The sequence below is a fragment of the Streptomyces sp. WAC00040 genome (assembly GCF_056835925.1).
In genome coordinates this window covers 314,417-328,156 of the sequence record NZ_JAKQZE010000002.1, presented here as the reverse complement: position 1 = coordinate 328,156, position 13,740 = coordinate 314,417, and the positions used below count along the sequence as shown (strand labels likewise).

Here is a 13,740-nt window from a genome sequence, read left to right as displayed (position 1 = left end):
ACCGCCATGGTCGCACTCTCCAACGTCCAGTTCGGCAAGAAGAACGCGGACGTCCGCATAGTGCAGAAGGCCCTGATCGCCCGGGGACGCAAGATCCCTGACGGAGCCACCGGGCTCTTCGGCGAACAGACCAAGGCCGCCTACCGAGCCGAACAGACCGCCCAGGGCTTCAAGGGAGCCGACGCCGACGGCGTGCCCGGCTGCAAGTCGCTCACCACACTGGGCCGTCACGCGGGCTTCGCCGTCGACTGCAAAGGCGCACGACCCGCCGCCGGCCGCGCGGGCGCCCCGAGCAAGGGACACGTGAAGTCCCCTGTGCCCGGCCACAAGGTCACCTTCGAATTCTTCTCACCCGGCCCGTACGCATGGAAGCCGGACGGCATCGGCCGGCACACCGGCCAGGACTTCGCCGCTCGGTCGGGCACCCCGGTGGTCGCCGTACGCAGCGGCACCATCGCCTGGTCCAACAGCGCGGGGGGCGCGTACGGCCAATGGATCGGACTGCGTGGGGACAACGGTCACGTCTACACCTACTGCCACCTCTCACAGCGGCAGGTGAAGTCCGGCCAGAAGGTCGCCGCGGGCCAGCAGATCGGGAAGGTGGGAAACACAGGAAACTCCACGGGGCCGCACCTCCACTTCGAAATGTCGAAGGGCCGTGAATGGGCCTACGGCAAAGTCGCCAAGCCCCGCTACTGATCCCGGGCCGCAGCCTCGTGCTGCGCTGGACGGTCCAACATGGTTTGCACCCACCCGGGCCGAATCCGATCGTGGCCCCATGAACAAACCCAAGGTGGTGGTGCAGCCACCGGACGGCCGTGGCCTGCGCGAGGTCACCATGGGCGGCAAGACGGTGGGCAGCGCCTGGTCACTGCAGGGGTTACGAAAGCTCCTCCGTCGCCTCGGTCATGAGGACGTGGATGGTGAGGACCGGTCACGCACAGTCTGGCTCGGCGGAGACAGCGGGACGTGGCCCGCCCGCACATGGCGGAGGCGCTCCGTCATCGCGCTCATGATGGCCGGTCTACTGGGCTCCATGGTCCTGCTCATCATCGTGGGCATGCCTGACGCCATCGGGGCCCTGACTTTCGCGGGGCGTGTCACCGGGTTCCTCTTCGCCTTCGGGGGGGCGGTGCAGGGGGTGGCGGCACTGGCGGTGCTCGATTACTGGGGAAGGCGTCGGCTGAGATTTTCCGGAGCAGTGATCCTGCTCGGCGCGTTCATCGCACTGGTCACCAACGGCCTGCTGCTGTTCATGTGGCTCGAGGAGAGAGAATATACGCCCTATGTGCTGACGTACCTTCCGCTCACGGGCTGGTCCCTTTGGGCACTCCAGTTGCTTCTCAGGGAAAGGGCATGGAAAGGCATTCCCTACCCCAAGCAATTCGCGGCCGGAGTGACAGCGACGACGCTTCTGGCCACCATCAACCTGGCGTATTCCGCACTCTATCAACCGACGTCGGCTCCAGTCCTGTTCGACCTTGAAGTTAAATTCGGGACGCCACATCCGGATGCGAGGCGGCCGATCATCCATCTCCCCGTAACCTTCCGGGCGCGCAATTCCGGAAAGGTTCCTGCTTACATCACGAGCGACAATTACGGGATCTATGGGGTCTCTGTGAAGTACGCAAGTGACGGGAGGGGGCTCTTGGAATGGAGAAGGATGATGGACGCCAAGACGGACGGATCGAGAGTAGGGCGCTACGTGAAGTCTCCCACCCGGGAGACGATCAGTGCCGCACGCTTCTACGGCCCCGGCAACTGGCTCGAGCCCGGTGAACAACATGTCAGGGAACGGGTTGTTCAACTGCCCAGGTCGGCGACGTACGACGTGATCGAGGCCGACTTGACCATGACCATCATGCGGAAGGATCGCGGCAGGATCGATGATGAATTCACAGTCCCGCATTATTCCTGGCGCCGGAAGGACAGACAATTCTACTGCCCTCCGATTGAATGTTATGACCACGTCATCAACCGCGGCAGGGTCCTCCACAACAACAACATGATCAATGTGACTCGACAGCCTCGATACGTGGTCTCCTACTACGGGTGGACCGGATCAAGCGCCGAAACCCAGTCCTACATTTTGTCATACAACCCCAGAGAAGTCCTTCACTTCAACAAGGAGGTAGAGGAAGAGGATCAGCGAGAAAGGGAAAGATACGGTGTCGCACTGACCGAAGCCACGGCCGCGATCCCCTTCGCGCAGGTATTGAAAACGAACGGCACTTAGCCTCTCCGTTGCGGGAAGCGCGACCGGACCGGACTCCGCCGAACCGATTGATCACGACACGTTTCACCACTCACACACTTGCCGCTTCAAACAGTCCCGGCACACCGACAACTACTGCGTGCCGTGAGGAGCATCGGATCGATCCGGTTTGCAGCGGCCGCGTTGCAGGATGTGCCGTACGGGTCAAGAGTAGAAATCGGATCGCTAATGCGTTGCTGAGCTCCAGACGCCCTGAGGGAGCCGTCCTTGCTCCCGAGGGGCCGGTCCCCGAACGGACAGGCCGACCCAACCGAGAAGCGCATCTGGAACGAATCATGGCCATAGTCGCCCGGCGCAACCTTTATCGCATGGTCGGAGCATCCGCCATGGCCGCCTCGCTCGCACTGCCGGCCGGAATGGCGAGTGCTGCGGCAGCGCCTCACGTCGGCGGCGGGAGCACGGCGGCAGCACCCGTTCAGACAACGCCTCCTCCCCCGGTGCCGGACGACCCTCCCCCCCTGCAGGAGACGCCTCCTCCGGGAACCCCAACAGAGCCACCGCCGAAGCCGGACGACCCTCCCCCGCCGGGGGACACGCCCCCTCCGGACAAGACCGCCCCACCAGGAGAGACCGCCACGCCGGGAGAGACGCCAGGGCCTGACGGGTCACCAGGAACAGGGGAATCGGACCGGTCGGTCTCAGGAGAACTGGCCCAGCAGAACAAGGAGATCGAAACGGCAACGGCGGGCCTGAAAGAGGCTGGGGAGAACGCCCCTGCGGAACTCGCGCCCGCCGTGGAGCAACTGACTGCCACGCTCAAGGCGGTTCAGGACCCGAAGACGCCACCACAGGAGCGCGAAGAGGTCGCCGATATCGCACAGCAGGTGACCTCCACGCTGGCGTTGATCAGCAACTCTGAGACGCCCTCCGAGTTGCGGGAGCAGCTGACCGTGATCGTGCGGCAGGTGGCCTCCGCGCTGGAGGGCAGCTACGACCCGCGGATGCCGCCCGAACGGCGGGCAAGCACCATCTCGACGGTGGAGCGGGGGACTTCGGCTCTGAACATGATCGGTGACCCCGGGACGCCCCCCGAACTCCGGAGGGAGCTGATCCTGATCCTTGACCCCCTGACCGCCGCACTGGCTCGGGAAGGCCCCGGTCGGTCCGGCCGATCAGCGAGTTCCGCCCCGGAATGGAATCAGCTGGCGGGGCCGAAGGGGGAGGTGGCCGGGGCTGCGGAAGTGGCCAGCGATCCGAAGACCCCTCCGGCTCAACGGCTCGAGCTCGCGAAGGCCACGGCTCAGGCCGCCTCGTCGCTGCCCAAGCTCGGTGATCCCGGGGGGTCGCGGGAGGACGGGGCGAAAGCTCAGGAGGTCTTCCGTCAGCAGACCGCCGAGATGAGGAAGCGGAAGGAAGCGGCCGCTTCCGCTCAAGGCGTGCCGGACGTACCGCTCGGCCAGGCTGCCGAAGTGTGCACCAACGCCATCTTCTCCATCGCCTCCGATCGCGCTCTCGGATTGACTCTGAACAGCCTCCTTCCCTCGAAATGGGAAATCGAAGGGGTTCAGGACTTCTGGAAAGCACAAGAAAGGGAGAACGACTCCCTCGATGTCCTCGCGCGACTGCGGAACGGAGATCACGACGGTGCGCCGTTCAACGTGGGGAAGCTCACCACTCGTCTCGCCGAACTCGTTCCGGCTCGCAACCTGTTCGGGGCCATCGGCACTCCAGCGCTCCATTGCCTGCAGGCCGCTTGGCACCTCGACCAAGCAGGGATCGCGGCGGGAACCTGGGTCGAGAAGGCCCACGAGAAGAAGGGGGACGGCTGAGGGCTGTCCCGTGATGCCGGTATCGCTCGCCGGGCGGCGCCCGCAGGCCACTGCACACCTGGTCGGGCGCGTCCCCCGCAGAGGCCGCGCCCGGCGCCAAGGTGACCGGTCTACTGCTGGACGAATGGATCGAGTTGCTCCCGGTTCGGACGTACTGCGATCGGCGCCGAACCCGCCCCGCCGGCCGGGGCGCCGCAGTCACCGGCGCACCGGCGGAGACCGAGCTGACGGGAGGCGCATTCCACTACGACCGGCCCGACGCCAAGCCCCGAGCTGGACCGGCTGCTCGTGCGCGACGTGTTCGGCCGACACCACTTGGTCCCAAGCCGGCCGGGACGACCCGTCCTGCTCGATGTTCAGCCTGCACAGCCCCGACCCAGGAGCCGCAGGCACGCGCCGGGAACCGGCCGTCGGACGGCCGAGCGGGCTCCTACGGGTTGGCCGTGGAGACCACGTACACCCAGGGGCGGTCCGGTTCCGTCAGGTCGACCACGATGTCCTTGCTCGGCCGAGGGTCCTTCTGGTTGTGGACGGTGCCCGCCCAGGCACGGCCCTTCAGTTCGAAGTTCCAGCCGACCACGGCGGAGTCCCGCTCGCTGATGGTGACCTTGCCGTTCTCGAGTGCCGCGCGGCTCGTCCCCGCTCCCTTCAGGAAGGTGTCGAGGCCCTTGGCCGAGGTGCGGAACTGGACGTAGAGCCGGCTGGTCTTCCAGTTGCTGGTCTCGAAGTAGGAAACACGCTTGGCCCCTTCGGGGACCGGCACCTCGAAGATGCGGCGCTTCATGATGGAGGGCCAGAAGTCGCGCAGGCCCTGGGCGGCGGACTCCGCCTCCTTGTCACGGCCACTTGCGCGGCTCTGCCCGGCGGAGATCACCAGGTAGCCGGCCGGGATGCCGATGAGCAGCACGATGACGATCGCGGTGATCCAGCGGCGCACGATCATGTGGCGCCGGCCCTCGGGGGTCGGCGGAGTGGGCTGCGGCGTGGGCTGGCGGGTGGTCAGCGTTGTCATGACGGCGGTTCCTGGGTGGGGCGTACAGAGCTCGGGTTGCGCAGGGCCTGGGCGTAGCGCTCGTAGCGCTCGTGGCGTTCCACACGGCGGCGGTTGGCCCTACGGAAGCGTCGGGCCACCAGCCGCGCGAGGTCGGCCGCGCCGACCATACCCGCTTCGGGGCCGAGCTGGGCCTTGGCGATCCGGGCCTCCGGGCGGTAGCCGCGACCCGTCAGATGACGGCGGAACGCGTCTCTGGCGGGGCCGATCAGCAGATCGTCGGCGGCGCTGACGCCGCCGCCGATGACGAAGCACGACGGGTCGAGGGCGGCGGCGAGGTTGGCGATGCCGACCCCGAGCCACTGCCCGATGTCCTGGAACAGCTCGACGCACATCGCGTCGCCCTCGCGGGCCAGCTCGGTGATGAGCGGCCCGGTGATGTCGCCGACGTTGCCGCCGACCCGGTCGATGATGCTGTAGGCGACCGGCGAGTCGGCGGCGGCGAGCTCACGGGCCTCACGGACCAGGGCGTTGCCGGAGCTGTACTGCTCCCAGCAGCCGCGGTTGCCGCACGGGCAGCGGTGGCCGCCGGGCACGACCTGCATATGGCCGAACTCGCCGGCGACACCGAACTTGCCCCGCTTGACCTGGCCGTCCTCGAGGATCGCGCCGCCGATGCCGGTACCGAGCGTGATCATGACGATGTGGTCCTCGCCACGTCCGGCGCCGAAGCGCCACTCCGCCCAGGCTGCGGTGTTGGCGTCGTTGTCGACCAGTACGGGGACGGCGAGACGCGCGGAGAGGGCGTCGCGCAGGGGCTCGTTCCGCCAGGCGAGGTGGGGTGCGAAGAGCACCTTGGAGCGGTCCGCGTCCACCCAGCCGGCCGCTCCGATACCCACCGCGTGCACGTCGTGCCGGTCGGAGAGGTCGAGCACCAGCTCACAAATGGTGTCCTCGACGACCTTGGGGCTCTTGGACTTGTCGGGGGTCTCGGTGCGGATCTTCTCGAGGATGAGTCCGTCGGCGTCGACGACGCCCGCCATCACCTTGGTGCCGCCGATGTCGATGCCGACCGTGGGTACGCGGGGCGCGGTGAGGTGCGAGCGCCGCTCGCGCGTGCCGACCGTCTTGAGGACGGTGGCGCGGGCGGTGCCTCGGTTCGCGAAGTCGCGGTACGTACTCAAGTCGTCCCTGCGGGGTCGTGGTGGCCGGTCGGAGTCCCGGGGCGGGCGGCGCCCGCCCTCCCGATGCTAGTAGGCCCGCGGTCTCAGTCCTTCCGGCGCGCCTCGCCGGCGGGCTCTCCGGTGCCGGCGGCGTGGCCGCCGAGGTGAGTGGGCGCCGGGGCGCGCTCCAGCTCGTGGCGGAGGTCCTCCAGCTCGCTGCCGCCCGCCATCTGCCGGGTGAGCTCGTCGAGTGTGACGCTCTCCTTGGTGTGGCTCCCGGACATGACACCGCGCTTGAGGAGCACGAAGCGGTCGCCGACCAGATAGGCATGGTGCGGGTTGTGGGTGATGAGCACCACGCCCAGACCCGCGTCGCGGGCCGCGGCCACATACTTCAGCACCACGCCGGACTGCTTCACACCCAGTGCGGCCGTCGGCTCGTCCAGCACCAGCACCTTGGCGCCGAAGTAGACGGCGCGGGCGATCGCCACGCATTGTCGTTCACCGCCGGACAGCGTCCCGATGGGCTGGTCGACGTCGCGGAGGTCGATACCCATCCGCAGCAGCTCGGCCCGGGTGGTCCGCCGCATCGTCTCCACGTCGAGGCGTTTGAAGGGGCCCTTGCCGCGGGTCGGCTCCGAGCCGAGGAAGAAGTTGCGCCAGACCGGCATCAGCGGGACGACCGCCAGGTCCTGGTAGACGGTGGCGATCCCCCGGTCCAGCGCCTCGCGCGGGCCGGCGAGGGATGTCTCCTCGCCCTCGATGCGCAGGGTGCCGGCGTCGTGCCGGTGCAGTCCCGCGATGATCTTGATCAGGGTCGACTTGCCGGCGCCGTTGTCGCCGAGGACACAGGTGATCTCACCGGCATGGCACTCGAGGGAGACGCCTTCGAGGGCCCGGATGTTGCCGTAGTTCTTGCTGACGTCGTCGAGCTCGACAAGGGCACTCATTTAGGTGGTCGCCTCCGCACGCTTGCGTACCCATGCGTTGAGCAGGGTGGCCAGGAGGAGCATCGCTCCGAGGAAGAACTTGAACCAGTCCGGGTTCCACTCCGCGTAGACGATGCCCTTGCTGGTCATGCCGAAGATCAGTGCGCCGACGGCCGAGCCGATCGCCGAGCCGTAGCCGCCGGTGATCAGACAGCCGCCGATGACCGCGGCGATGATGTACGTCAGCTCGTTTCCGACACCCTCCCCGGATTGCACGACGTCGAACGAGAACAGCAGGTGCTGGCCGGAGACCCAGGCGGCGAAGGCCACACCCATGTACAAAAGGATCTTGGTCCGCTTGACCGGGACGCCCACGGCGCGGGCCGCGTCGGCACCGCCGCCGACCGCGAAGATCCAGTTGCCGAAGCGGGTGCGGAGCAGGATCCAGGTGGCCACTGCGATCAGCACGACCCACCACACGATGGTCGCCTTGATCGTCGTGCCGCCCACGGTGAACTCGCCGAAGACGCTCTTGGCGGACGGGAAGCCCTCCATGTCGCCGATGGACTTGGTCGAGACCGTGCCGCTGATGAGTTTGGTGAGGCCGAGGTTGAGGCCGGTCAGCATCAGGAACGTGCCGAGCGTGATGATGAAGCTGGGCAGTTTCGTACGGGTGAGCATCAGGCCGTTGAAGGCGCCCAGCCCGAGGGTGACCAGCAGGGAGACAAGGGCCCCGACCCAGACGTTGGCGGTCATCTGGTAGCTGAACATCGAGGAGATCAGCGCGGAGCTGGTCACCATCACACCCGCGGAGAGGTCGAACTCCCCGCCGATCATCAGCAGCGCGACCGGCACGGCCATGATGCCGAGGGTCGAGGCCGCGTACAGGACGGTGGCGAGGCTGGACGTCCGGAGGAAGGCGTCCGCGACGACGGAGAAGAAGACGAACACGGCGACGGCCCCGACGACCGAGCCCAGCTCGGGGCGGCCCATCAGCTTCCGCAGCGGTGACGTTCGCAGCAGCCGCTCGTCCGTCCTGTCCGGCGCCTTGTCGGGTGTGGCCGGTGGTGCGCTCGTGCTCATCGGGTCCCCCGCTCCGTGAATTCCTCGAGCTCGGCGGCGTCCTTCTCGGTGATGATCTGGGGTCCGGTCAGGACGGGCCGCCCTCCGCCGAGGACGTCGGCGTTGTACTTGTGGAGCCACAGCAGGTCCACTGCCTGGTAGCCCTGGAGATAGGGCTGCTGGTCGACGGCGAAGCCGAGCGTGCCCTCCTGAAGTGCCTTCGCCACCTTGGGGTTGAGGTCGAAGGTGTCGATCTCGGCCTTGGACCCCGCGGTCTTCCTGGCCTTTACGGCGGCGTCCGCGAAGGGCGCGCCGAGGGTGACGACGGAGTCGATGGACCGGTCGGCCTGGAGCTTCGCCTCGATGGAGGCCTGGACGTCAGGCATGTTGGTGCCGTCGACGTACAGGTTCTGCATGTCGCCGCCGAAGGTCTTCTTCGCACCCGCGCAGCGCTGCTCGTGGCCCACGTTGCCCTGCTCGTGCAGGACGCACAGGGCCTTCTTCTTTCCGCGCGCGTCGAGCTCGTCGCCGACGGCCTCGCCGGCGATCGTCTCGTCCTGGCCGATGTGGGTGAGGGCGCCGTACGCCTTGGACTGCTCGGATCCGGAGTTCACCGTGATCACGGGGATGCCGGCCTTGCGGGCCTTGGCGACGACGGCCTTCATCGCGTCGGGCTTGGCGAGCGTGACGATCAGCGCGTCGACCTTCTTGGATATGTAGGAGTCGACGAGCTGCGCCTGCTGCTGTCCCTCGTCGCTGTGGGCGTAGAGGAAGTTGATGTTGTCCTTGGCGGCGGCCTGCTCGGCGCCGCTCTGGACGATGTCCCAGAACGTGTCGCCGTCGCCCGAGTGGGTGACCATGGCGAAGGTCCAGCGCGGCGTGTTCACCGCGGCCTTCCCGGCCGCGGCCTGGGCCTTGCGGGCGTCCTCCGCCCGCTTGCCGCCGGTGCTGCTGCATCCCGCGAGGGACATGCCGAGTACCGCCGCCAGCACCGCGCCGAGCGCACGTACCCCTGTCCTTGCCCTTGCCACGACGTGGTGCCCTTCTTGCCGTACTCGCCGTCCTGCCTGCTGCGGCCGGCCCCGGGACGGACCCGGCCGGCCGCCCAAGTATCGGTCATCGCTCGTCGCGGGTTCGGCAGCGGGGGCGGGCAGGCGGCTGCGGGGGCCACTTCGAGCGCGTTCACCGCGTGCCGTCGGCCGTGAGCTTCTCGAGCGCGGGGACGTCCTTCTCGGTGACCAGGGCGGGGCCGGTGAGGATCGGCTTGCCGCCGCCGATCACGTTGCCGTTGACCTTGTTGAGCCACAGTTCGTCGACCGCGAGATAGCCCTGGAGGTAGGGCTGCTGATCGACCGCGAAGGCGATCTCCTTGGCCTTGAGACGGGCGACGACCTCCGCGTTGAGGTCGAAGGTGCTGATCTCCGCCGCCGACCCGGCGCCCTGCTTGGCCTTCACCGACGCGGCGGCGAACGGCGCGCCGAGGGTGACGACCGCGTCGATGTCCTCGGCGCTCTGGAGTTTCGCCTCGACGGAGGAGGTGGTGGCGGGCATGTTGGTGCCCTCGACGTTGAGGTTCTCGACCGTGCCGTCGAAGGTCTTCTTCACGCCGGCGCAGCGGGCCTCGAGGGAGACGTTGCCCTGTTCGTGGATGACGCAGAGCGCCTTCTTCTTCCCCTGGGCGTTGAGCTCCTCGCCGACGGCCTCGCCGGCCACCGACTCGTCCTGGCCGATGTGACTGAGCGCGCCGAGGCCGTCGGAGAACTCGGCTCCGGAGTTGATCGTGACGACGGAGATGCCCGCCGCCACTGCCTTCTTCACCACGTCTCTCATCGCTTCCGGCTTGGCGAGGGTGACGATGATCCCGTCGACCTTCTGGTCGATGTACGTCTGGACCAGCTGGGCCTGCTCCTTGCCCTCCGGGTTCGCCGCGTAGAGGAAGTCGACGTTGTCCTTGCGGGCGGCGACCTTGGCCCCGCTCTGGACGATGTCCCAGAACGTGTCGCCCTGACCTGAGTGCGTCACCATGGCGATCTTCATACGGGGGGTCTTCGCGGCCTCGCCGCCCGCGCCCCCCGACGGCTTCTCGTCGGCGTCCTTGCCACCGGAACTGCTGCATCCGGCGACGACGGCCAGGGCACATGCGGCGAGCAGGGCTGCTGCCGTGCGGGGGCTACGCATGGTGGGTCCGCCTTCTCTCCCGGCCGCCCGGTTGCGGCTGGGTGAGTTTCTACGGCTGCTCCGCGACCCCGTCAAGACTTTGTCCGAACATTCTTACGCGAGAGGTCCGCCTGCGGCCGGAGACGGGGCGATCTACGGCCGTACGAGGAGCTGGAACTCGAAGGCGTAGCGCGAGGCTCGGTAGACGTGGGAGCCGAACTCGACCGGCCGGCCCGTGTCGTCGAAGGTCGCGCGTTCCATCGTCAGGAGCGGCGTTCCGGCCGGCTCGCCGAGCAGTTCGGCCTCCTGCTCCGTCGCCGCGCGGGCGCCGACCGACTGGCGGGCGCTGTGCAGGGTGATGCCCGCGGCCCGCATCATCCGGTAGAGGCCGGTTGACTCCAGCCGTTCGGTGTCGCACTCGAGCAGGCCGGCCGGCAGATGGTTGCGCAGCCGGGCCATCGGCTCGCCGTGGGCGTACCGCAGCCGCTCGATCAGCCGCACGTCGCTGCCCTCGGGGACGGCGAGGGCAGCCGCGACCTCGGCGCTCGCGGGCTCGATCTCGTTGGTGAGCACGACCGTCGCGGGCCGCTGGCCGGCCGCCTCCAGGTCGTCGTAGAGGCTGCTGAGCTCCAGCGGCCGCCTGACCTGGCTGTGCACGACCTGGGTGCCCACGCCTCGCCGGCGCACCAGCAGCCCCTTGTCGACAAGGGACTGGATGGCCTGGCGGACGGTGGGCCGGGACAGCCCGAGCCGGCCCGCCAGCTCTATTTCGTTGCCGAGCAGACTTCCGGGGGTGAGCGCCCCCCTCTCGATGGCTGATTCCAGCTGCTGCGAGAGCTGGAAATAGAGCGGGACCGGGCTGGTCCGGTCCACGCTCAGCTGGAGCGACAGCGACGGTCCCGTCTCGTGTCTGGGCTGCTTGGGCACGTGAGGGAGCGTAGTCGCACGCCATGTTGACGGGAAGTCGTGAGGTTCGATTGTCAGGACAAAGTCTTGACAGCGCGGTGGCCTCACCTCCACCTTTGGGCCATGCGCATCGGACTCATCGGGACGGGACGTATCGGCAGCTTCCACGCGGGGGTGCTCAGCCGCCACCGCGAGGTGGGTTCCCTGGTCGTGGCGGACACCGACGCCGTCCGGGCGGCGGAGGTGGCGGACCGCTGCGGCGCCACCGCCGCTCCCAGCAGCAACGAGGTCTTCACATGGGGCGTGGACGCGGTGGTGATCGCCTCCGCGACCGCCGCGCACGCCGAACTGATCGCCCGTGCCGCGCGCGCCGGCATCCCGGCGTTCTGCGAGAAGCCGATCGCCCTGGACCTGCCGGGCACCCTCGGGGCGCTGCGGGCGGTCGAGGAGGCAGGGACCGCGCTCCAGCTGGGCTTCATGCGGCGCTTCGACGCCGGCTATACGGCGGCGCGCGAGCTGGTGCGCTCCGGCCGCCTCGGCCGGCTGCACACCGTACGGGCCATCACTTCCGACCCCGCGCCGCCGCCCGCGGCCTACCTGCCGCTGTCGGGCGGCCTGTACCGGGACTGCCTGGTCCATGACTTCGACATCCTGCGGTGGGTGACCGGCCATGAGGTCACCGAGGTGTACGCGACCGGCTCGGACGCCGGCCATCCGATGTTCAAGGAGGTGGGCGACATCGACACGGCGGCGGCGCTGCTCACGCTCGACGACGGGACGCTGGCCACGGCGACCGCCACCCGCTGCAACGGCGCCGGCTACGACGTGCGGATGGAGCTGGCCGGCGAGCTCGACCAGGTCGCCGTAGGCCTCGACGACCGTACGCCGATCAGCTCCACGGAGCCGCACGGCCTGCCGCCCGTCGACAAGCCGTGGCCGGGCTTCCTCGAACGTTTCGCCCCGGCGTACGAGGCGGAGCTTGACGCGTTCGTGCGTCTGGTGGCGGGCGAGGCGGAGAACCCGTGCGACGGGCGGGAGGCACTGACGGCGCTGCGGATCGCGGAGGCCTGCGAACTGTCCCGCCGGGAGCACCGGCCGGTCCGGCTGGAGGAGATCCCGGCGAACTGACACGGCGCGCCGGTCACCGGCCTTCGGACGTCACGTCGTCCCCGCGGACAGGACGGTGCCCTGTGCGACGGCGCAGAGGGTCTCGTCGCCGTCCGCGCCGACGGTGAGCAGATCGCAGCGGACGACGGCCTGCCGTCGTCCGGTGTGCACGACGGCGGCACGGGCGACCAGCGTGCGTCCGATGGCGGGCCGCATGTACTGCACGGAGAATCCGCCGGTCAGCACGGCCGGCCCGAGGGTGGTCCCGGCGGCGAAGGTGATCGAGTTGTCGGCCGCGTACGCGAGGACACCGCCGTGCAGATATCCGTTCTGCTGGCGCAGGTCCTCGCGGACGTCCACCTCGAGCACGGCCTCACCGTCGCCGAAGGCGGTGATCCGCGCGCCGAGCAGCCTGCTGAACGGCTGGCTGTCGAGCGCCTTGCGCGCGGTGTCGAGATCAAGTCCGGTCATGTGCGCACTCCGTGGAAGTCGGGTCGAGAGCGTCGAGCACGGCACGGAGCGCGGCTCGGGCCTCGCCCTCCATGCCGTCGGCCGGCCGCAGGTCGTCAAGCTGTTCGATCCAGGCCCGGACCCCGGCGGACGGGTCCCGCACGGCGAAGGCGAGCGCCCCGGTGCTCGCCGCCTGCTGCCGCTCGTGGACGTCGTACCAGCAGGTCCACTCCCAGCCGGGCCAGCCGGGCAGCCGACGGGCGGCCGCCGCCCCGCCGTGGAAGTTCCCGCGGGTCCAGGCGGCGACGCGACGGGCGGGTACGTCGATGTGCACCCCTCCGTAGGGGATGCGCGGCAGCCTGGACACCCGGGTGACGGGCAGCAGGTGGCGGACGACGCCGGGACCCTGTGCCAGCACGTCGGACACGTTCTCGCCGAAGACCGCGTGCGCCTGCGGACCGTCCCGGTAGATCACCGTGACGGCGATCGTGCAGTCCGGCTCGTCGGGGGAGGCGGCGAACAGCGGGCCGCCGGGCCGGGTGCCGAGTTCCGAGCGCACGGACTCCCGCTCCAGGCCCACGTGGGCGACGACGTCCTCCAGCCCGTCGTACGCCCAGCGGACCTCCCAGCCCGGCCAGGTCCTGGCGAGGACGGTGAACAGGGTCCGTCGCTCCTCGTACGTCTCCAGGTGCCAGGTGAACAGCAGCAGGACACGTCGGTCGTGGTCGACGACCGCCGCGGCCTCGCACGAGATGTCGTCCATCCAGCCGTGAGGCGCCACGGGCTCCAGGCCGGCGATGAAACGGCCGAACTCCTCGGGCCCTTCCGCCGCGTCGACGGCCAGGCGCCGCCCGCCCCAGCGGAAGTAGAACTGCTGCCAGGCCCCGTCCCTGACCACCACATAACGTGCCCGCTCGGCCACCCGCCGGCC

At 68.9% G+C, this 13,740-nt stretch carries 13 protein-coding genes; 4 read left to right on the top strand and 9 right to left on the bottom strand.

The annotated features are described in order from the left end of the window. Nucleotides 1–6: 6 nt before the first annotated feature. The 3 genes from MDN94_RS20730 to MDN94_RS20720 all read left to right on the top strand — a co-directional run bounded on the left by MDN94_RS20730 (nt 7) and on the right by MDN94_RS20720 (nt 4,044). On the top strand, nt 7–699 hold the full coding sequence (locus MDN94_RS20730) for a peptidoglycan DD-metalloendopeptidase family protein (RefSeq protein ID WP_482727387.1): 693 nt from the start codon (nt 7–9) through the stop codon (nt 697–699). Nucleotides 700–778: 79 nt separating this feature from the next. Beyond that, nucleotides 779–2,236: a hypothetical protein gene (locus tag MDN94_RS20725; RefSeq protein WP_482727386.1), complete on the top strand. Its 1,458-nt coding sequence runs from the start codon at nt 779–781 to the stop codon at nt 2,234–2,236. Nucleotides 2,237–3,009: 773 nt separating this feature from the next. Beyond that, the gene (locus tag MDN94_RS20720; protein WP_482727385.1) at nt 3,010–4,044 is read left to right on the top strand and encodes a hypothetical protein; all 1,035 of its coding nucleotides are present in this window, start codon (nt 3,010–3,012) and stop codon (nt 4,042–4,044) included. Nucleotides 4,045–4,474: 430 nt separating this feature from the next. Here the strand turns inward: MDN94_RS20720 and MDN94_RS20715 are convergent, their stop codons facing one another. From MDN94_RS20715 to MDN94_RS20685, 7 genes are all read right to left on the bottom strand, one after another. Further along, nucleotides 4,475–5,056 (bottom strand): hypothetical protein, encoded by a 582-nt coding sequence (locus MDN94_RS20715; RefSeq protein WP_482727384.1) that lies wholly within the window; start codon nt 5,054–5,056, stop codon nt 4,475–4,477. Then, complete coding sequence (locus tag MDN94_RS20710) at nt 5,053–6,219, bottom strand: ROK family glucokinase (protein ID WP_482727383.1); 1,167 nt, start codon at nt 6,217–6,219, stop codon at nt 5,053–5,055. The genes MDN94_RS20715 and MDN94_RS20710 overlap by 4 nt, the downstream gene beginning before the upstream one ends. A gap of 83 nt (nt 6,220–6,302) precedes the next feature. Next, the gene (locus MDN94_RS20705) at nt 6,303–7,148 is read right to left on the bottom strand and encodes an ATP-binding cassette domain-containing protein (RefSeq protein ID WP_482727382.1); all 846 of its coding nucleotides are present in this window, start codon (nt 7,146–7,148) and stop codon (nt 6,303–6,305) included. Continuing rightward, a complete protein-coding gene (locus MDN94_RS20700; RefSeq protein ID WP_482727381.1) occupies nt 7,149–8,210 on the bottom strand; it encodes an ABC transporter permease in 1,062 nt (353 codons plus the stop codon). Beyond that, nucleotides 8,207–9,220: a sugar ABC transporter substrate-binding protein gene (locus MDN94_RS20695; RefSeq protein ID WP_482727380.1), complete on the bottom strand. Its 1,014-nt coding sequence runs from the start codon at nt 9,218–9,220 to the stop codon at nt 8,207–8,209. The genes MDN94_RS20700 and MDN94_RS20695 overlap by 4 nt, the downstream gene beginning before the upstream one ends. Nucleotides 9,221–9,371: 151 nt before the next feature. Next, complete coding sequence (locus MDN94_RS20690) at nt 9,372–10,367, bottom strand: sugar ABC transporter substrate-binding protein (RefSeq protein WP_482727379.1); 996 nt, start codon at nt 10,365–10,367, stop codon at nt 9,372–9,374. Nucleotides 10,368–10,499: 132 nt separating this feature from the next. Beyond that, complete coding sequence (locus tag MDN94_RS20685) at nt 10,500–11,219, bottom strand: GntR family transcriptional regulator (RefSeq protein WP_482728193.1); 720 nt, start codon at nt 11,217–11,219, stop codon at nt 10,500–10,502. A 156-nt stretch (nt 11,220–11,375) separates the two neighbouring features. Here MDN94_RS20685 and MDN94_RS20680 point away from each other — a divergent pair, with 156 nt between their 5' ends. Next, nucleotides 11,376–12,380 (top strand): Gfo/Idh/MocA family protein, encoded by a 1,005-nt coding sequence (locus MDN94_RS20680; protein ID WP_482727378.1) that lies wholly within the window; start codon nt 11,376–11,378, stop codon nt 12,378–12,380. Nucleotides 12,381–12,410: 30 nt separating this feature from the next. Here the strand turns inward: MDN94_RS20680 and MDN94_RS20675 are convergent, their stop codons facing one another. Beyond that, complete coding sequence (locus tag MDN94_RS20675; RefSeq protein WP_482727377.1) at nt 12,411–12,830, bottom strand: PaaI family thioesterase; 420 nt, start codon at nt 12,828–12,830, stop codon at nt 12,411–12,413. Beyond that, nucleotides 12,817–13,731, bottom strand: a complete 915-nt coding sequence (locus tag MDN94_RS20670; RefSeq protein ID WP_482727376.1) for a hypothetical protein — start codon at nt 13,729–13,731, stop codon at nt 12,817–12,819. The genes MDN94_RS20675 and MDN94_RS20670 overlap by 14 nt, the downstream gene beginning before the upstream one ends. Between the last annotated feature and the right edge of the window lie 9 nt (nt 13,732–13,740).